The sequence below is a fragment of the Citrobacter farmeri genome (genome assembly GCF_019048065.1).
GTDB lineage: Bacteria > Pseudomonadota > Gammaproteobacteria > Enterobacterales > Enterobacteriaceae > Citrobacter_A > Citrobacter_A farmeri.
The window spans coordinates 31,898-50,865 of record NZ_CP077291.1; the positions used below are offsets into that span (position 1 = coordinate 31,898).

At 54.7% G+C, this 18,968-nt stretch carries 17 protein-coding genes; 12 read left to right on the forward strand and 5 right to left on the reverse strand.

Annotation, left to right across the window (positions count from 1 at the left end; genetic code table 11):
- Positions 1-34: 34 nt before the first annotated feature.
- From uvrD to corA, 3 genes are all read left to right on the forward strand, one after another.
- Positions 35-2,197: a DNA helicase II gene (gene uvrD, locus I6L53_RS00175; RefSeq protein WP_042326124.1), complete on the forward strand. Its 2,163-nt coding sequence runs from the start codon at positions 35-37 to the stop codon at positions 2,195-2,197.
- A 148-nt stretch (positions 2,198-2,345) separates the two neighbouring features.
- Complete coding sequence (gene ysgD, locus I6L53_RS00180) at positions 2,346-2,402, forward strand: YsgD/CorL family protein (protein ID WP_217124969.1); 57 nt, start codon at positions 2,346-2,348, stop codon at positions 2,400-2,402.
- A 152-nt stretch (positions 2,403-2,554) separates the two neighbouring features.
- Complete coding sequence (gene corA, locus I6L53_RS00185) at positions 2,555-3,505, forward strand: magnesium/cobalt transporter CorA (protein ID WP_042326126.1); 951 nt, start codon at positions 2,555-2,557, stop codon at positions 3,503-3,505.
- A gap of 89 nt (positions 3,506-3,594) precedes the next feature.
- Here corA and rarD read toward each other — a convergent pair whose 3' ends face one another.
- Together rarD and yigI are read right to left on the reverse strand one after the other, a co-directional pair.
- Positions 3,595-4,488: an EamA family transporter RarD gene (rarD, locus tag I6L53_RS00190; protein WP_042326127.1), complete on the reverse strand. Its 894-nt coding sequence runs from the start codon at positions 4,486-4,488 to the stop codon at positions 3,595-3,597.
- A 43-nt stretch (positions 4,489-4,531) separates the two neighbouring features.
- Positions 4,532-4,999 carry an acyl-CoA thioesterase YigI gene (gene yigI, locus I6L53_RS00195; RefSeq protein WP_042292767.1) on the reverse strand — a complete coding sequence of 156 codons (468 nt, stop codon included), beginning with the start codon at positions 4,997-4,999 and terminating at the stop codon, positions 4,532-4,534.
- A 164-nt stretch (positions 5,000-5,163) separates the two neighbouring features.
- Here yigI and pldA point away from each other — a divergent pair, with 164 nt between their 5' ends.
- The 3 genes from pldA to rhtC all read left to right on the forward strand — a co-directional run bounded on the left by pldA (position 5,164) and on the right by rhtC (position 8,635).
- Positions 5,164-6,033, forward strand: a complete 870-nt coding sequence (gene pldA / locus I6L53_RS00200) for a phospholipase A (RefSeq protein ID WP_042326129.1) — start codon at positions 5,164-5,166, stop codon at positions 6,031-6,033.
- Positions 6,034-6,117: 84 nt separating this feature from the next.
- Positions 6,118-7,947 carry an ATP-dependent DNA helicase RecQ gene (gene recQ, locus I6L53_RS00205; protein ID WP_042326131.1) on the forward strand — a complete coding sequence of 610 codons (1,830 nt, stop codon included), beginning with the start codon at positions 6,118-6,120 and terminating at the stop codon, positions 7,945-7,947.
- Between the two features lie 67 nt (positions 7,948-8,014).
- Positions 8,015-8,635, forward strand: coding sequence for a threonine export protein RhtC (gene rhtC, locus I6L53_RS00210; protein WP_042326133.1), 621 nt, complete (start codon positions 8,015-8,017; stop codon positions 8,633-8,635).
- Positions 8,636-8,677: 42 nt separating this feature from the next.
- Here rhtC and rhtB read toward each other — a convergent pair whose 3' ends face one another.
- Positions 8,678-9,298 (reverse strand): homoserine/homoserine lactone efflux protein, encoded by a 621-nt coding sequence (gene rhtB / locus I6L53_RS00215; RefSeq protein WP_042326136.1) that lies wholly within the window; start codon positions 9,296-9,298, stop codon positions 8,678-8,680.
- A 111-nt stretch (positions 9,299-9,409) separates the two neighbouring features.
- Here rhtB and pldB point away from each other — a divergent pair, with 111 nt between their 5' ends.
- The 3 genes from pldB to I6L53_RS00230 all read left to right on the forward strand — a co-directional run bounded on the left by pldB (position 9,410) and on the right by I6L53_RS00230 (position 12,221).
- Positions 9,410-10,432, forward strand: coding sequence for a lysophospholipase L2 (gene pldB, locus I6L53_RS00220; RefSeq protein ID WP_042326139.1), 1,023 nt, complete (start codon positions 9,410-9,412; stop codon positions 10,430-10,432).
- 8 nt (positions 10,433-10,440) lie between these two features.
- Entirely contained in the window at positions 10,441-11,241 is an 801-nt protein-coding gene (gene yigL, locus I6L53_RS00225) for a sugar/pyridoxal phosphate phosphatase YigL (RefSeq protein WP_042326141.1), read from the forward strand.
- 80 nt (positions 11,242-11,321) lie between these two features.
- Positions 11,322-12,221, forward strand: a complete 900-nt coding sequence (locus tag I6L53_RS00230) for a carboxylate/amino acid/amine transporter (RefSeq protein WP_042326152.1) — start codon at positions 11,322-11,324, stop codon at positions 12,219-12,221.
- Here I6L53_RS00230 and metR read toward each other — a convergent pair.
- A complete protein-coding gene (gene metR, locus I6L53_RS00235; protein ID WP_042326154.1) occupies positions 12,109-13,062 on the reverse strand; it encodes an HTH-type transcriptional regulator MetR in 954 nt (317 codons plus the stop codon). The two genes, I6L53_RS00230 and metR, sit on opposite strands and share 113 nt — an antisense overlap.
- A 117-nt stretch (positions 13,063-13,179) precedes the next feature.
- Between metR and metE the strand changes: the two genes are divergently transcribed.
- The gene (gene metE, locus I6L53_RS00240) at positions 13,180-15,441 is read left to right on the forward strand and encodes a 5-methyltetrahydropteroyltriglutamate--homocysteine S-methyltransferase (RefSeq protein WP_042326156.1); all 2,262 of its coding nucleotides are present in this window, start codon (positions 13,180-13,182) and stop codon (positions 15,439-15,441) included.
- A 38-nt stretch (positions 15,442-15,479) separates the two neighbouring features.
- Here the strand turns inward: metE and I6L53_RS00245 are convergent, their stop codons facing one another.
- A complete protein-coding gene (locus tag I6L53_RS00245) occupies positions 15,480-16,289 on the reverse strand; it encodes a dienelactone hydrolase family protein (protein ID WP_042326158.1) in 810 nt (269 codons plus the stop codon).
- A 260-nt stretch (positions 16,290-16,549) separates the two neighbouring features.
- On the opposite strand from I6L53_RS00245, the gene udp reads away from it, so the two are divergent.
- Positions 16,550-17,311 carry a uridine phosphorylase gene (udp, locus tag I6L53_RS00250; protein ID WP_042326160.1) on the forward strand — a complete coding sequence of 254 codons (762 nt, stop codon included), beginning with the start codon at positions 16,550-16,552 and terminating at the stop codon, positions 17,309-17,311.
- 151 nt (positions 17,312-17,462) lie between these two features.
- Entirely contained in the window at positions 17,463-18,890 is a 1,428-nt protein-coding gene (gene rmuC / locus I6L53_RS00255) for a DNA recombination protein RmuC (protein WP_042326194.1), read from the forward strand.
- The last annotated feature ends 78 nt before the right edge of the window (positions 18,891-18,968 follow it).

Genomic DNA, 18,968 nt, shown 5'->3' on the forward strand with positions numbered 1-18,968 from the left:
TCGCAGTTTATCTATTCCTAACGCGGCGGTGCCAATGGACGTTTCTTACCTGCTCGACAGCCTCAATGATAAACAGCGCGAAGCGGTGGCCGCGCCACGTAGCAACATGCTGGTTCTTGCGGGGGCGGGGAGTGGTAAAACACGCGTGCTGGTACACCGTATCGCCTGGCTGCTGACGGTAGAAAATAATTCGCCTTACTCGATTATGGCGGTGACTTTTACCAACAAAGCGGCGGCAGAGATGCGTCACCGCATCGGTCAGATTATGGGCACCAGCCAGGGCGGCATGTGGGTGGGTACCTTCCACGGTCTGGCACATCGACTGCTGCGCGCGCATCACATGGATGCGAATTTGCCGCAGGATTTCCAAATTCTCGACAGCGAAGACCAGTTGCGCCTGCTTAAGCGTCTGATTAAAGCGATGAATCTTGACGAGAAGCAGTGGCCGGCGCGTCAGGCGATGTGGTACATCAACGGGCAAAAAGACGAAGGTCTGCGCCCGCATCATATTCAGAGTTTCGGTAACCCGATTGAGCAAACCTGGCAAAAGGTTTATCAGGCCTATCAGGAAGCGTGCGATCGTGCGGGGTTGGTGGATTTCGCCGAACTGCTGCTGCGCGCGCATGAGTTGTGGCTCAACAAGCCGCATATTCTTCAGCACTATCGCGAGCGTTTCACCAATATTCTGGTGGATGAATTCCAGGATACCAACAACATTCAGTATGCCTGGGTTCGTCTGCTGGCCGGCGATACCGGCAAAGTGATGATCGTGGGTGATGACGACCAGTCTATCTACGGCTGGCGCGGCGCGCAGGTAGAGAACATCCAGCGCTTCCTGAACGACTTCCCCGGCGCGCAAACGATCCGCCTTGAGCAGAACTACCGCTCAACCAGCAATATCCTCAGCGCGGCGAACGCCCTGATCGAGAACAACAACGGACGTCTGGGTAAAAAACTCTGGACCGATGGCGTCGAAGGCGAGCCGATTTCGCTCTACTGTGCGTTTAACGAACTGGATGAAGCGCGCTTTGTTGTCAACCGGATCAAAACCTGGCAGGACAACGGCGGTGCGCTTGAGCAGTGCGCCATTCTCTACCGCAGTAACGCCCAATCGCGTGTGCTGGAAGAGGCGCTGTTACAGGCCAGTATGCCGTACCGTATCTACGGTGGCATGCGCTTCTTCGAACGTCAGGAAATCAAAGATGCCCTCTCTTATCTGCGTTTGATTGCAAACCGTAATGATGACGCTGCCTTTGAACGTGTGGTGAATACCCCAACGCGCGGAATTGGCGATCGGACGTTGGACGTGGTGCGCCAGGCGTCGCGCGATCGCCAGCTCACGCTGTGGCAGGCGTGTCGCGAACTGTTGCAGGAAAAAGCGCTGGCCGGTCGTGCCGCCAGTGCGCTGCAACGTTTTATGGAATTGATCGACGCGCTGGCGCAGGAAACCGTCGATATGCCGCTGCATGTGCAGACCGACCGGGTGATTAAAGACTCTGGTCTGCGCATGATGTACGAGCAGGAAAAAGGCGAGAAAGGCCAGACCCGCATCGAGAACTTAGAGGAACTGGTGACGGCGACGCGCCAGTTCAGCTACAACGAAGAAGACGAAGACCTGATGCCGTTGCAGGCATTTCTCTCCCATGCGGCGCTGGAAGCGGGCGAAGGGCAGGCGGATACCTGGCAGGATGCGGTACAGCTCATGACGCTGCACTCGGCGAAGGGGCTGGAGTTCCCTCAGGTGTTTATCGTCGGGATGGAAGAGGGAATGTTCCCCAGTCAGATGTCGCTGGATGAGGGCGGACGCCTTGAAGAAGAGCGCCGTCTGGCCTACGTCGGCGTGACCCGTGCGATGCAAAAACTGACGTTAACCTATGCCGAAACGCGTCGACTGTATGGCAAAGAGGTGTATCACCGTCCGTCGCGCTTCATCGGCGAGTTGCCGGAAGAGTGCGTTGAAGAGGTGCGTCTGCGTGCAACGATCAGCCGCCCGGTGAGTCATCAGCGGATGGGGACGCCGATGGCGGAGAACGACACAGGTTATAAGCTGGGCCAGCGTGTGCGCCACGCGAAGTTTGGTGAAGGCACCATTGTGAATCTGGAAGGCAGCGGCGAACACAGCCGGTTGCAGGTGGCCTTCCAGGGACAGGGAATCAAATGGCTCGTCGCCGCGTATGCGAAGCTGGAAACGGTCTAACTTATAGATAAATATCACTTAAGTTTCCCGCTCTGCTAACCTTTCTGCATAAGGGGAAATTATTACTTTTTCGCGTTTCGTTGCGTGTTGACGGCAAATTTTTGCTGGCGTAACATGCGCGCACGATTACGCTAAGAGGACATTCGCCTTGGACACACCCAGTAGATACTGGCTCATTATCCTGTCATTCAGGATCAACTCCTAAGGCTATCCCTTTTTGCTGATAGCCTTAGCGGTTGTCAGCGACCTTCTCTTTTTCCCGTCGCGCTGAGTCAGGCTGTTTAATGGTCTGAAACCCAATTGTTTCTGTGTGCCCACCGAACTGTCCGATATTTTTAAGCATTGGGAGTCCCGGTCATGCTGAGCGCATTTCAACTGGAAAATAACCGACTCACCCGGCTGGAAGTCGAAGAGTCACAAACCCTGATTGATGCCGTATGGGTCGACCTGGTCGAGCCGGACGACGACGAGCGACTGCGCGTACAATCTGAGCTGGGCCAGAGTCTGGCGACCCGTCCTGAACTGGAAGACATCGAAGCATCCGCCCGTTTCTTCGAAGATGAAGACGGCCTGCACATCCACTCCTTTTTCTTCTTCGAAGATGCGGAAGACCACGCGGGTAACTCCACTGTGGCATTCACCATTCGCGATGGCCGCCTGTTTACCCTGCGTGAACGTGAGCTACCCGCGTTTCGTCTGTATCGTATGCGCGCCCGTAGTCAGGCAATGGTTGACGGTAACGCCTACGAACTGCTGCTGGATTTGTTCGAAACCAAAATCGAGCAATTGGCGGATGAAATTGAAAACATCTACAGCGATCTGGAAGAGCTGAGTCGGGTAATTATGGAAGGTCATCAGGGCGATGAGTACGATGAAGCGCTTTCGACGCTGGCGGAACTGGAAGATATCGGCTGGAAAGTCCGCCTGTGTCTGATGGATACCCAGCGCGCACTGAACTTTCTGGTCCGCAAAGCTCGCTTGCCGGGCGGACAACTGGAACAGGCGCGCGAGATCCTGCGAGATATCGAATCCCTGCTGCCGCACAACGAATCCCTGTTCCAGAAAGTGAACTTCCTGATGCAGGCGGCGATGGGCTTTATCAACATCGAGCAGAACCGCATCATCAAGATCTTCTCGGTGGTTTCCGTTGTTTTCCTACCGCCGACGCTGGTGGCGTCCAGTTATGGGATGAACTTCGAGTTCATGCCGGAACTGAAATGGAGCTTTGGCTATCCGGGCGCGATTATCTTTATGCTACTCGCGGGACTGGCACCATATCTGTACTTTAAGCGCAAGAACTGGCTGTAAGATCCCGCCCGGTGGCACTACGCTTACCGGGCCTACAAAAAGTACATCATCGTAGGCCGGATAAGGCGCAGCCGCCATCCGGAAATCCTCTAACTCCGACGTCCCCGTCTCTGCGTATAAATCGCATCCGTCACGAAGATCGCCAGCGCGACCCAGATAAAGGCGAACGTCACCATCTTATCCGATCCTGGTACTTCCCCGTAGAACATCACAGCCAGCAGGAACATCAGCGTCGGGCCGATGTACTGGAAGAAACCCAGCGTGGAAAGCCGCAGACGCGTCGCCGCACCGGTAAAGCACAGCAGCGGAACCGTGGTTACCACCCCGGCGGCAATCAACAGCAGGTTAAGCGACATCGGGTTTTGTCCCATATGGCTGGTTGAGCTGTCGGCGATACCGAACAGGTAGATTGCGGCAACAGGCAGTAGCCAGAGCGTTTCAATCAGCATACCGGTTTGCGCTTCAACGGCGATTTTCTTACGCACCAGGCCGTAAAAAGCAAAGCTGAAGGCCAGTCCCAGCGCAATGATGGGTAGCGAGCCGAAGGTCCAGAGTTGTACCAGTACGCCACAGGTCGCCAGAATCACCGCCAGCCACTGCATACGGCGGAAGCGTTCACCAAGGAAAAGCATCCCCAATACAATGTTCACCAGCGGGTTGATAAAGTAACCCAGGCTGGCTTCCAGCATATGGTGGTTGTTGACCGCCCAGATAAACAACAGCCAGTTGCCCCCCACGAGTACCGCCGAGAGCGCCAGCAGGAAGATCTTTTTCGGCGTTTGCAGCAGCGCTTTCACGCTCGACCACTGCCGACTGATGCTGATCAGCGCCACCATAAAGAAAAACGACCAGATCACGCGATGGGTCAGGATTTCATCTGCGGGGACGTAATAAATCAGCTTGAAGTACGCCGGAGCGATCCCCCAAATAAAATAGGCGGCAAGCGCGAGTAACACGCCCAGCCGCGTTTGTTTTGCATCCATCGGGAAAACTCATGTCTGAAATGTAACAGCAGTTTACCTGTTTTTACCCCACCATATAAGTGGCGGTGGCGCTGGCAATATAAAGCTGCTCTTCGTTGTGCAATTCCACTCGTGCCACGGCGACTTTGTTTCCCGCGCGCAGCAGACTGCTGGTGGCGGTGAAGCGATTGCCCCGACCCGGGCGCAGGTAGTCAACGCGTAGATCAATCGTACCCATGCGGGACAGACGCTGGCGCAGTTCGTCTTCACTGATGGTTTCATGGCGCGTCAGGGTACTACCGACACAGACCAGTCCGGCTGCCACGTCCAGAGCAGAGGCGATCACGCCGCCATGCAGAATGCTCTGCGCCCAGTTGCCGACCATCATCGGCTGATTATTAAAGGCCAGTTGAGCAAATTCTTTTTCGTAGCGTTCCAGTTCCAGCCCCAGCGCCCGGTTAAACGGCATGTGATAAACAAACATTTCGCCCACGAGCTTCAGGGCTTGCTCAGCAGTCAGTACGGCAGACATACGATTCCAACACTCCATTGGTTAATGAAATGTTGATGTTATGCTTCTTAAATGTTGTTTTCCACTTTAAGACGGGATAACTAACGAGGTGGTGTGTAAATATGTAAAATGGTTGGCAGAAAAATAAACAAATCAAAAATCTTTCGTTCAGGAGAACAACAAGAATGCGGGCGATTCTGGCTTGGTTGCTACCAGCAGCAATACTGCCGCTGACGGCGTATGCGCAAGAGGCGACGGTGAAAGAGGTTCATGATGCACCAGCGGTGCGAGGCAGTATTATCGCCAATATGCTGCAGGAGCATGATAATCCTTTTACGCTTTACCCCTACGATACGAACTATCTGATCTACACCAATACCAGCGACATGAACAAAGAAGCGATCGGTTCCTACAACTGGTCCGAAAACGCCCGCAAAGATGAAGTGAAGTTCCAACTGAGTCTGGCGTTTCCGATCTGGCGTGGGATTGCGGGGCCAAACTCGGTTCTGGGCGCCTCGTATACGCAGAAGTCCTGGTGGCAGCTATCCAACACTGAAGAGTCGTCGCCATTTCGTGAAACCAACTACGAACCGCAGCTGTTTCTCGGTTTTGCGACGGATTACCGCGTTGCCGGATGGACGTTGCGCGACGTGGAAATGGGTTACAACCATGATTCGAACGGGCGTTCCGATCCGACATCACGTAGCTGGAACCGTCTTTATACGCGCCTGATGGCGGAAAACGGCAACTGGCTGGTGGAAGTCAAACCGTGGTACGTCATCGGCAGTACCGACGATAACCCGGATATCACCAAATACATGGGCTATTATCAGCTTAAGGTCGGTTATCATCTGGGCGATGCGGTGCTGAGTGCGAAGGGTCAGTACAACTGGAATACCGGTTACGGCGGTGCGGAGCTGGGGCTAAGTTATCCGATGACGAAGCATATTCGTCTCTATACCCAGGTATATAGCGGATACGGCGAATCCCTGATTGATTATAACTTTAATCAGACGCGCGTCGGTGTGGGTGTGATGCTCAACGATATCTTCTGATCGATGATTGTGTTTTAAACATTGCAGTTTCTCCCTCAGGCGCTGAAAATAGCGCCTGTTTTGATTTAAGCGAACGGGGTTAATGTGGCGCAGGCGGAAGTGTTGAATCTGGAACCAGGTGCTAAGCAGGTTTTGCATGAAACCTTTGGCTACCAACAGTTTCGCCCGGGTCAGGAAGAGATTATCGATACCGTCGTTTCGGGGCGCGACTGCCTTGTCGTGATGCCAACCGGGGGCGGAAAATCCCTCTGCTATCAAATCCCTGCCTTATTGCTCAACGGTCTGACCGTGGTCGTTTCGCCGCTGATCTCCCTGATGAAAGATCAGGTCGACCAACTGCTGGCGAACGGCGTGGCGGCCGCCTGTCTGAACTCGACGCAAACCCGCGAGCAGCAGCTTGAAGTGATGACGGGGTGTCGCACCGGGCAAATCCGTCTGCTCTATATCGCCCCGGAACGTCTGATGCTGGATAACTTCCTTGAGCATCTGGCGCACTGGAATCCGGTGTTACTGGCCGTGGACGAAGCGCACTGCATCTCGCAGTGGGGGCATGACTTCCGCCCGGAATATGCCGCACTCGGTCAGCTCAGACAGCGTTTTCCTGCGCTGCCATTCGTCGCGTTGACCGCGACAGCCGATGAAACCACGCGGCTGGATATTGTTCGCCTGCTGGGGCTCAACGATCCCTTAATCCAGATCAGCAGCTTTGACCGCCCGAACATTCGTTACATGCTGATGGAGAAGTTTAAACCGCTCGATCAGTTGATGCGCTATGTGCAGGAACAGCGCGGTAAATCCGGGATTATTTACTGTAACAGCCGTGCGAAAGTGGAAGACACCGCCGCGCGTCTGCAAAGCCGGGGGATTAGCGCTGCGGCGTACCATGCGGGGCTGGAGAATCACATCCGTGCCGACGTGCAGGAGAAATTCCAGCGCGACGACCTGCAAATTGTGGTGGCGACCGTCGCCTTTGGCATGGGCATCAACAAACCCAACGTGCGTTTTGTGGTCCATTTCGATATTCCCCGCAACATTGAATCCTACTACCAGGAGACCGGTCGCGCCGGGCGTGACGGCCTGCCTGCGGAGGCGATGCTGTTTTACGATCCGGCGGATATGGCGTGGCTGCGCCGCTGTCTGGAAGAAAAACCGCAGGGACAGCTACAGGATATTGAACGGCATAAGCTGAACGCAATGGGCGCGTTTGCCGAGGCGCAAACCTGCCGTCGTCTGGTACTGCTTAACTACTTTGGCGAAGGGCGTCAGGAGCCGTGTGGCAACTGCGATATCTGTCTCGATCCGCCAAAACAGTACGATGGTGTGAAGGACGCGCAGATTGCGCTCTCAACCATTGGTCGGGTCGATCAGCGTTTCGGGATGGGGTACGTAGTGGAAGTGATTCGCGGGGCTAACAGCCAGCGCATTCGCGAACTCGGCCATGACAAGCTCAAAGTGTACGGTATGGGCCGCGAGCAGAGCCACGAGCACTGGGTGAGCGTGATCCGCCAGTTGATTCACCTGGGCTTCGTTACTCAGAATATCGCCCAGCATTCCGCGCTACAGCTCACCGACGCTTCACGTCCGGTGCTGCGCGGCGAGGTCGCTCTGCAACTCGCTGTGCCGCGTATTGTTGCCCTGAAACCACGCGTGATGCAGAAATCCTTCGGTGGTAATTACGATCGCAAACTGTTCGCCAAACTGCGCAAGCTGCGTAAAGCCATTGCCGATGAAGAAAACATCCCGCCATACGTCGTCTTTAACGATGCCACGCTGATTGAGATGGCGGAACAGATGCCGGTGTCCGCAAGCGAAATGCTCAGCGTCAACGGGGTGGGGATGCGCAAACTGGAGCGCTTCGGCAAAGCGTTTATGGCGCTGATTCGCGCCCACGTCGATGGTGACGACGAAGAGTAGTCAGCCAGGCAAAAAAGTGCCAGGATGGTGACTCACTGAACTGTTTCCCCCGCGAGTATTTTCGATCATGCTAATGTTATTTCTCACCGTGGCGATGGTGCACATTGTGGCACTGATGAGCCCAGGGCCGGATTTCTTTTTTGTCTCGCAGACGGCGGTCAGTCGCTCGCGCAAAGAAGCGATGATGGGCGTACTGGGCATTACCTGTGGCGTCATGGTCTGGGCAGGCATTGCGCTGCTCGGCCTGCATCTGATCATTGAAAAAATGGCCTGGCTACACACCATTATCATGGTGGGTGGCGGTCTGTATCTGTGCTGGATGGGTTACCAGATGCTGCGCGGCGCGTTGAAAAAACAGGACGTTGCTGCACCCACGCCGCAAGTTGAACTGGCGCAAAGCGGCCGCAGTTTCCTGAAAGGGTTGCTGACGAATCTGGCTAACCCGAAAGCCATCATTTACTTCGGTTCGGTCTTTTCTCTGTTTGTTGGAGACAGCGTAGGTACCGCTGCGCGCTGGGGGATTTTCGTGCTGATTATCGTCGAGACCTTCGCATGGTTTACCGTGGTCGCCAGCCTGTTTGCGCTGCCGAAAATGCGTCGCGGCTATCAGCGTCTGGCGAAGTGGATCGACGGTTTTGCCGGGGCGTTGTTCGCTGGCTTTGGTATCCATCTGATCATTTCGCGGTAAGTCTTTGTGCCGGATACGCGCCAGCCGCTATCCGGCAACCTGTCAGGCGTGGCGTGCTGACGCCAGTAGTGCACCCACCAGCATAAACAGTGAACCGAAGACTTTATTCAATGCCTTCATCTGTTTCGGCCCTTTTATCCACAAGGCGATACGCTGCGCCAGCGTGGCGTAGCCGATCATGACCACGATATCGACCACAATGGTGGTTACGCCAAGCACGATGTACTGCATCAGTTGCGGTTCTTTTGGCATCACGAACTGCGGGAAAAGGGCCGCCAGAAAGACGATGCTTTTGGGGTTTGTCAGATTTACGAATACCGCGCGTTTAAACAGGCGACCGCGCGACTGGGTCTGGGCCATGGTATTCAGGTCAATGGCTCCGGCGGCGCGCCATTGCTGAATGCCTAACCAAATCAGATAGGCGGCACCTGCCCATTTCAGTACCTCAAAGGCGATGACGGAACGCGAAAACAGAGTGCCCAGACCGACGCCGACCAGGATGATATGAATGCCCAGTCCAGCCTGTAACCCGGCAATCGACGCTGCTGCGCCACGATAGCCGTGATTAATGGAGGTCGTCATGGTGTTGATGGCGCCGGAGCCGGGTGAAAGGCTCAAAATTATGGATGTCAGCAGATAGGCGAACCACCATTCGAAGGTCATGAGAAACTCCCTGATTGTCTGTTTTTATGCCACAATACGCTACTGTCGCAACAAAGTGTTACGCGCTACTGAAAAAACGATTTTTACCTGGTAAACGAGGCTGGATACCCGATGTTTCAGCAGCAAAAAGACTGGGAAACGAGAGAAAACGCGTTTGCGGCTTTTTCCATGGGGCCGCTGACAGACTTCTGGCGTCAGCGTGAAGAAGCGGAATTGACCGGTGTGGGCCGAGTGCCGGTGCGCTTTGTCCGGTTTCGCGCGGCGCATAACGATCGTGTCATCGTCATCTGTCCGGGTCGAATAGAAAGCTATGTGAAGTACGCCGAGCTGGCGTATGACCTGTTTGATCTGGGCTTCGATATTCTCATTATTGACCATCGCGGCCAGGGACGTTCAGGGCGCATGCTATCGGATCCCAATCGCGGTCATGTCGACAATTTCAACGACTATGTTGATGATTTATTGGCATTCTGGGAGCAGGAAGTTCAACCGGGACCGTGGCGTAAACGCTACATCCTGGCGCATTCGATGGGCGGAGCGATTGCGACGCTGTTTTTGCAGCGTCACCCGCATCAGTGTGATGCTATCGCGCTCTGCGCGCCGATGTTTGGTATTGTGATGCGTCTGCCGGACTGGATGGTACGCCATATTCTGGACTGGGCCGAAGGCCATCAGCGTATCCGGGAAGGGTATGCGATTGGCACAGGACGTTGGCGGGCATTGCCTTTTGGCATGAATTTATTAACCCACAGTCGACAGCGCTATCGGCGTAATTTGCGTTTTTATGCGGATGAGCCGCAACTGCGTGTCGGCGGCCCGACGTATCACTGGGTACGGGAAGGTATCCTGGCGGCTGAACAGGTGCTGGCAGGCGCGCGTGATGACGCCACGCCAACCCTGCTGATTCAGGCCGAAGAAGAGCGTGTGGTGGATAACCGCATGCACGAACGTTTTTGTGAACTCCGCGCCGCAGCGGGCCACCCTGTCGAAGGGGGTCATCCGCTGGTTATTAAAGGCGCTTACCATGAGATCCTTTTTGAAAAGGACGCTATGCGCTCAGTTGCGCTTCAGGCTATTGTTGATTTTTTCAACAAGCATAACTCATCAGCGGAAACCGCTTTGCTTAGAGGTTGAATTTTTATATGTATCAGGTTGTTGCGTCTGATTTAGATGGCACACTGCTTTCTCCCGACCATACCCTATCCCCCTACGCGAAAGAAACGCTGAAGCTGCTGACCGCGCGTGGCGTTAATTTTGTTTTTGCGACGGGTCGTCATCATGTCGACGTGGGACAGATCCGTGATAATTTGGGGATTAAGTCCTGGATGATCACCTCCAACGGTGCGCGGGTGCATGACATGGATGGAAATCTGGTGTTTACCCATAACCTGGATCGCGACATTGCCAGCGATCTGTTTGGCGTGGTGAACACTAACCCGGATATCATTACCAACGTTTATCGTGATGACGAATGGTTTATGAACCGCCATCGTCCGGATGAAATGCGCTTTTTCAAAGAGGCGGTATTCCATTACACGCTGTTTGAACCCGGTTTACTTGAGCCGGAAGGCGTCAGCAAAGTGTTCTTTACCAGCCATTCTCATGACGTTCTGCTGCCGCTGGAACAGGCCATTAATGCGCGCTGGGGCGATCGCGTAAACGTGAGTTTCTCCACGCTCACTTGCCTGGAAGTGATGGCGGGCGGCGTGTCGAAAGGTCATGCGCTGGAAGCGGTTGCCAAAGCGATGGGTTACAGCCTTAAAGACTGCATCGCTTTTGGCGATGGCATGAACGACGCTGAAATGTTATCGATGGCGGGTAAAGGCTGCATTATGGGCAATGCTCACCAGCGCCTGAAGGATTTGCATCCGGAACTGGAAGTGATTGGTATCAACGTTGATGACGCGGTACCGCACTATCTGCGCGATCTTTTCTTGCGCTAAAATGATTGCCTGTTAATTAATCAGTTGTCAACTTAACTCTCCGCTACAATGGATACTCCTTATTCTAAGAGATATCCATTGTGGCGTTACTTATCATCACCACGATCCTGTGGGCCTTCTCCTTCAGTTTGTTTGGTGAGTACCTTGCCGGACACGTCGATAGCTATTTTGCGGTGCTGGTTAGGGTTGGTCTGGCGGCGCTGGTATTCCTGCCTTTCCTGCGTACGCGTGGGCACGGCCTGAAAACTATCGGCCTGTACATGCTGGTGGGTGCCATGCAGCTTGGCATCATGTATATGCTGAGTTTCCACGCTTATCTCTACCTGACCGTCTCTGAACTGCTGCTGTTTACCGTGTTGACGCCTCTCTATATCACGCTGATTTACGATCTGATGAGCAAGCGGCGGCTGCGCTGGGGCTATGCTTTCAGTGCGCTGCTGGCGGTGATTGGCGCAGGGATTATTCGCTATGACCAGGTAACCGATCATTTCTGGACTGGCCTGCTGCTGGTACAACTTTCCAACATTAGCTTTGCCATCGGGATGGTGGGCTATAAGCGCCTGATGGAGACGCGCCCGATGCCGCAGCATAACGCGTTTGCATGGTTTTACATCGGCGCGTTTCTGGTGGCTGTGGTTGCCTGGTTCATGCTCGGCAATACGCAGAAAATGCCGGAGACGACACTCCAGTGGGGCATTCTGGTATTCCTGGGCGTGGCGGCTTCAGGGATCGGCTACTTCATGTGGAACTACGGTGCCACGCAGGTCGATGCGGGCACGCTGGGCATTATGAACAACATGCATGTGCCCGCAGGACTGCTGGTTAATCTGGCAATCTGGCACCAACAACCTCACTGGCCGAGCTTTATTACGGGTGCGATTGTGATACTGGCGTCACTGTGGGTGCATCGAAAATGGGTCGCTCCGCGCTCCGTACAAACGGCAGATGCTCGCAGGCGTGATTGCGCGCCGATCGAATAAACGCCTCGGTCACCGGCTGGCGCTGCTCGCCGTCACGCACGGCGGCGTACAGGCGGCTCCACAAGCCATCCCCCAGGGGTCTGGTTACCACCAGACCCTGGCGCTCAAAACTCTCCACAACCCAGTGCGGCAGAGCGGCAATGCCCATGTTTGCTGCCACCATCTGAATCAACAGCAGGGTGTTATCCACACTTTTCAGTGACGGACTGACCCCCGCTGGCTGGAGAAAATGTCGCCAGACGTCCAGTCGACTGCGCTGTACCGGATAAATCAGCAGCGTTTCGCTGGCTAAATCTTCCGGCGTTACCTGCGTCTTGCTGGTCAGCGGATGATCGGGGGCCAGCACCAGCCGGACTTCAAAATCAAACATTGGCGAATAGTGCAGCCCGCTGCGCGGCAGAATGTCAGAGGTCATCACCAGATCCAGTTCGTCCTGCTGGAGCGCGGGCTGGGGATCAAACGTCACGCCGGATTTAAAATCCATCTCCACCTGCGGCCATTTGGCACGGAAGTTTTCCAGCGCCGGGGTCAGCCACTGAATACAGCTATGACACTCAATCGCGATGCGCAAACGAGTCTGCTGCGGTTCGTTGCAGGCCTGCAACGCGCGGTTAATTTGCGGCAGGACCTGACCGGCCAGTTGCAACAGGATCTCACCCTGAGGGGTGAAACGCAGCGGCTGGCTTTTACGAATAAATAACCGAAAGCCAAGGCGCTGCTCCAGATCGCTGAACTGGTGAGACAGGGCGGATTGGGTCTGATGCAGCGTCGCCGCGGCGGCGGCCAGTGACCCGGTATTCCGCAACGCCTGGAGCGTTTTCAGGTGTTTAATCTCGATCATGAAAGTCCTTCACTTCGGCATGAACAAATTGCGCTTGAGGAATATACAGTACTTGCGAATTATAGCAGTGTAAACATCTGGACGGCTAAAACCTGCAAATATTCTAAGAGGCATACAATGACAATACTGAATCACACCCTCGGTTTCCCTCGCGTTGGCCTGCGTCGCGAGCTGAAAAAAGCGCAAGAAAGCTACTGGGCGGGCAATGTGACCCGTGAAGAATTACTGGCGGTAGGCCGCGAGCTGCGAGCGCGCCACTGGGATCAACAAAAGCAAGCGGGTATCGATCTTCTGCCGGTGGGTGACTTTGCCTGGTATGACCATGTTCTGACCACCAGCCTGCTGCTCGGCAACGTGCCGGCTCGTCATCAGAACAAAGACGGTTCCGTCGACATTGACACCCTGTTTCGCATTGGTCGCGGTCGCGCGCCGACCGGTGAACCGGCTGCCGCGGCGGAAATGACCAAATGGTTTAACACCAACTACCACTACATGGTGCCGGAGTTTGTTAAAGGCCAGCAGTTCAAACTGACCTGGACACAACTGCTGGAAGAAGTGGATGAAGCGCTGGCGCTGGGCCACAAGGTGAAACCTGTGCTGCTGGGACCGGTGACTTATCTGTGGCTCGGCAAAGTGAAAGGCGAACAGTTTGACCGTCTGAGCCTGCTTAACGATATCCTGCCGGTTTACCAGCAGGTGCTGGCGGAACTGGCAAAACGTGGCATCGAGTGGGTACAGATTGACGAACCGGCGTTAGTGCTGGAGCTGCCGCAGGCGTGGCTGAACGCTTTTAAACCGGCCTACGATGCGCTTTCCGGGAAAGTGAAACTGCTGCTGACCACCTATTTTGAAGGTGTGACGCCAAACCTTGATGCCATTGCCGCGCTGCCGGTGCAGGGACTGCACGTTGACCTGGTCCACGGCAAAGATGACGTGACGGCGTTGCACAAACGCCTGCCATCTGACTGGCTGCTGTCTGCCGGTCTGGTGAACGGTCGCAACGTCTGGCGCGCTGACCTGACAGCGAAGTATGCGCAAATTAAAGATATTGTTGGCGAACGAGCGTTATGGGTTGCTTCGTCCTGCTCTCTGCTGCACAGTCCGATCGACCTGAACGTCGAAACGCGGCTGGATGCGGAAGTGAAGAGCTGGTTTGCCTTTGCCCTGCAAAAATGTTGCGAACTGGCGCTGCTGCGCGATGCGCTGAACAGTGGTGATACCGCCGCCATTACCGAATGGAGTGCACCGATTCAGGCACGTCGTCACTCAACTCGAGTGCACAATGCGGCTGTGAAAAAGCGTCTGGCGGCTATTACCGCTCAGGACAGCCAGCGCGCAAATGCCTATGAAGTGCGTGCCGAAGCTCAGCGCGCCCGCTTTAAACTGCCCGCCTGGCCAACCACCACGATAGGCTCTTTCCCACAAACCACGGAAATTCGCGGTTTGCGTCTGGATTTCAAAAAAGGCCAGCTTGATGCGAACCACTACCGTACCGGTATTGCGGAACATATTAAGCAGGCAATTGTTGAGCAGGAACGTCTGGGTCTGGATGTGCTGGTTCACGGTGAAGCCGAGCGTAATGACATGGTGGAGTATTTTGGCGAGCACCTTGATGGTTTCGTTTTTACCCAGAATGGCTGGGTACAGAGCTACGGTTCACGCTGCGTAAAACCACCGGTGGTGATCGGCGACGTCAGCCGCCCGGAAGCGATTACCGTCGAGTGGGCGAAATACGCCCAGTCTCTGACCGACAAACCGGTAAAAGGCATGTTGACCGGCCCGGTTACCATTCTCTGCTGGTCCTTCCCGCGTGAAGATGTCAGTCGTGAAACGATTGCCAAACAGATCGCGCTGGCGCTTCGTGACGAGGTGGCGGATCTGGAGGCTGCAGGGATCGGTATTATCCAGATCGATGAGCCAGCACTGCGTGAAGGACTTCCGTTGCGCCGTAGCGACTGGGATGCCTATCTGGCGTGGGGCGTGGAGGCTTTTCGCATCAACGCAGCGGTGGCGAAGGACGATACCCAAATCCACACCCACATGTGTTACTGCGAGTTTAACGACATCATGGATTCTATCGCCGCGCTGGATGCCGATGTGATCACCATTGAAACCTCACGTTCCGACATGGAGTTGCTGGAGTCGTTTGAAGAGTTTGACTATCCGAACGAAATTGGACCAGGCGTGTATGACATTCACTCGCCGAACGTCCCGAGCGTGGAGTGGATTGAGGCGCTGTTGCAAAAAGCGGCGCAGCGTATCCCGGCTGAACGCCTGTGGGTGAACCCGGACTGTGGCCTGAAAACCCGTGGCTGGCCGGAAACCCGTGCAGCGCTGGCGAATATGGTTCAGGCAGCACAGAATTTGCGTCAGGCGTGATCCTGAAAAAGCTGGCCCGGTGAGTACCGGGCCAGAACTTATTTCTTACTTCCGTACTGCGCAAACCACGCCAGCATCCTTTGCCAGCCGTCTTTGGCGGATTCTTCGTGATAGCTCGAGCGATAGTCGGCATTGAAGGCGTGACCGGCATCGGGATAGACGATAATCTCCGTGTTGGCGTTAGCGGCGCGTAGCGCCTGGCGCATGGTCTCCACGCTTTCCTGCGAAATACTGTTATCCTGACCGCCGTACAAACCTAGCACCGGGGCGTTCAGATCGGTCGCCACGTCGACAGGATGTTTTGGCGAATTCAACGTCTTATCACCCACCAGCTTTCCATACCAGGCCACGGCGGCTTTCAACTGCGGGTTATGTGCCGCGTACAGCCAGGCAATGCGTCCACCCCAACAAAAGCCAGTGATCATCAGGCGATGTACATCCCCACCGTTACGGGACGCCCAACTGGCGACGTGATCCAGATCGGCCAGTACCTGAGAGTCCGGCACTTTTGCCACCAGACCGCTGAGCAGGGTGGGAATATCGGCGAAATCATTCGGATCGCCCTCGCGGAAATAGAGTTCCGGCGCGATAGCCAGATACCCCTCCAGTGCCAGACGACGGCAGATGTCCCGGATATGTTCATGCACACCAAAGATTTCCTGCACTACAATGACCACAGGCAGTGGGCCATCGTTTTTTTTCGGGCGCGCGTGATACGCCGGCATATCGTCACCCTGGGAAGGGATTGAGGTAATACCCGCGACAATGGTGTCGTCCGGAGTATGAACTGAGGTAGAGGCAATAGGGGATGCTGCAGGTGCAAAACCGGTTTGTGGTGTTGATGTCATGGTATTCTCCGTACCCTTAGAAAAATAGCGCACTATTAACTATAGACAGCCTTTAACCATTCACACTGCCTCAAACGGTTCGCTTTTTGTTCGAAGAAAGCGAAAATCGGACTGTTAATGTGATTTGAGTCACTTTTTACAGGTAAGTCTATGCAACTTAATTGCATCATGGTGATGAGAATCACGAAAATATCTTAAGTCCTTCGGTAAAGTGTCTTTTTGCTTCTTCTGACAAAAACCGAATCACAGAGGAGTTTTATATGTCCAGGTCTGACGTTTTTCATCTCGGCCTCACCAAGAACGATTTACAAGGGGCTACGCTGGCTATCGTCCCTGGCGATCCGGAACGTGTGGAAAAGATCGCCGCGCTGATGGAGAAGCCGGTTAAGCTGGCATCTCACCGTGAATTCACCACCTGGCGTGCGGAACTGGACGGTAAAGCCATCATTGTTTGCTCGACCGGTATCGGCGGCCCGTCTACTTCTATTGCGGTGGAGGAACTGGCTCAGTTGGGCATTCGTACCTTCCTGCGTATTGGCACCACCGGTGCCATTCAGCCGCACATCAATGTCGGCGATGTTCTGGTCACCACGGCGTCCGTTCGTCTGGATGGCGCGAGCCTGCACTTTGCGCCGATGGAGTACCCGGCAGTCGCTGACTTTGAATGCACCACCGCTCTGGTTGAAGCGGCAAAATCCATCGGAGCCACTACTCACGTGGGCGTGACCGCCTCTTCTGACACCTTCTACCCGGGCCAGGAACGCTATGACACCTTCTCTGGTCGCGTGGTGCGTCGTTTCAAAGGTTCTATGGAAGAGTGGCAGTCAATGGGCGTGATGAACTACGAAATGGAGTCCGCCACGCTGCTGACCATGTGTGCAAGCCAGGGCCTGCGTGCCGGGATGGTTGCGGGCGTGATCGTCAACCGTACTCAGCAAGAGATCCCGAATGCTGAGACGATGAAACAAACCGAAAGCCACGCGGTGAAAATCGTGGTGGAAGCGGCGCGTCGTCTGATTTAATTCTCTTCCCCTCCATAAAAGGCCGACGCGTTCGGCCTTTTGCTTTTACGCGATTATTTGCGTAGCGCCTCGCAGGAAAGTTCTTTAAAACTGGACGTTTATACAGCACAATTCTATTTTGTGCGGGTGATGTATGGCGTCGGGAGGCATTTTGGATATCTCAATCATCATTTATGCGGTTATTGCACTGGTGGGCATTGCGCTTGGCTGGCTGTTGGCCAGCTATCAGCATGCGCAGCAGAAAGCCGAGCAATTCGCTGAACGTGAAGAGATGGTTGCGGCATTAAGCGCAGCAAAACAACAGATTGCCCAAAGCGAGCACTGGCGCGATGAGTGTGAGTTACTTAATAACGAATTACGTAGCCTGCGCAGTATTAATACTTCGCTGGAAGCGGATCTGCGTGAAGTCACCACGCGCATGGAAGCAACTCAGCAACATGCAGAAGATAAAATCCGCCAGATGATCAACAGCGAGCAGCGTCTGAGCGAACAGTTTGAAAACCTGGCGAACCGAATCTTTGAACAGAGCAATCGCCGGGTTGATGAGCAAAACCGGCAGAGCCTGAATGGTCTGCTGACGCCGTTGCGTGAACAACTGGACGGCTTCCGTCGCCAGGTCCAGGATAGCTTTGGTCAGGAAGCGCGCGAGCGTCACACCCTGGCGCATGAAATCCGTAATCTCCAACAGCTTAATGCACAAATGGCCCAGGAAGCGGTCAACCTGACGCGTGCGCTGAAAGGCGATAACAAAACGCAGGGGAACTGGGGCGAAGTTGTGCTCACCCGCGTGCTGGAGGCGTCCGGATTGCGTGAAGGATACGAGTACGAAACGCAGGTCAGTATTGAAAATGACGTCCGCTCTCGTATGCAGCCCGACGTGATCGTGCGCTTGCCGCAGGGCAAAGATGTGGTGATTGACGCCAAGATGACGCTGGTGGCCTATGAGCGCTATTTTAATGCACAAGATGATTACACCCGCGAAAACGCGCTCCAGGAGCACATTGCCTCGGTGCGTAATCACATTCGTCTGCTCGGGCGGAAGGATTACCAGCAACTTCCGGGACTGCGTACTCTGGATTACGTGCTGATGTTTATCCCGGTGGAGCCGGCTTTTCTGTTGGCGCTCGACCGACAGCCAGAACTGATTACCGAGGCGCTTAAAAATAATATTATGCTGGTTAGCCCAACGACGTTACTGGTGGCATTGCGAACCATTGCGAATTTGTGGCGCTACGAACATCAAAGTCGTAATGCGCAGCAGATTGCGGACCGTGCGAGCAAGCTCTATGACAAAATGCGCCTCTTCGTCGATGATATGTCCGCCATCGGGCAGAGTCTGGATAAAGCTCAGGATAATTATCGTCAGGCGATGAAAAAGCTCTCGTCAGGACGTGGCAACGTGCTGGCGCAGGCCGAAGCGTTTCGCAGTTTAGGGGTAGAAATTAAGCGCGAGATTAATCCTGAACTGGCAGAACAGGCCACCACACAGGATGAAGAGTATCGGTTGCGATCGGTACCCGAAGAGCAGGAAGACACGTCTTATTCTGATGACGACGGGATAAAGCAGCAATCGAATTAGTCCATCCGGGATAGCCTGGACGGGCAGAAGGGTAGGGCAATGAGCCCCAATCTGTTACACTTCTCGAACAATTTTTAG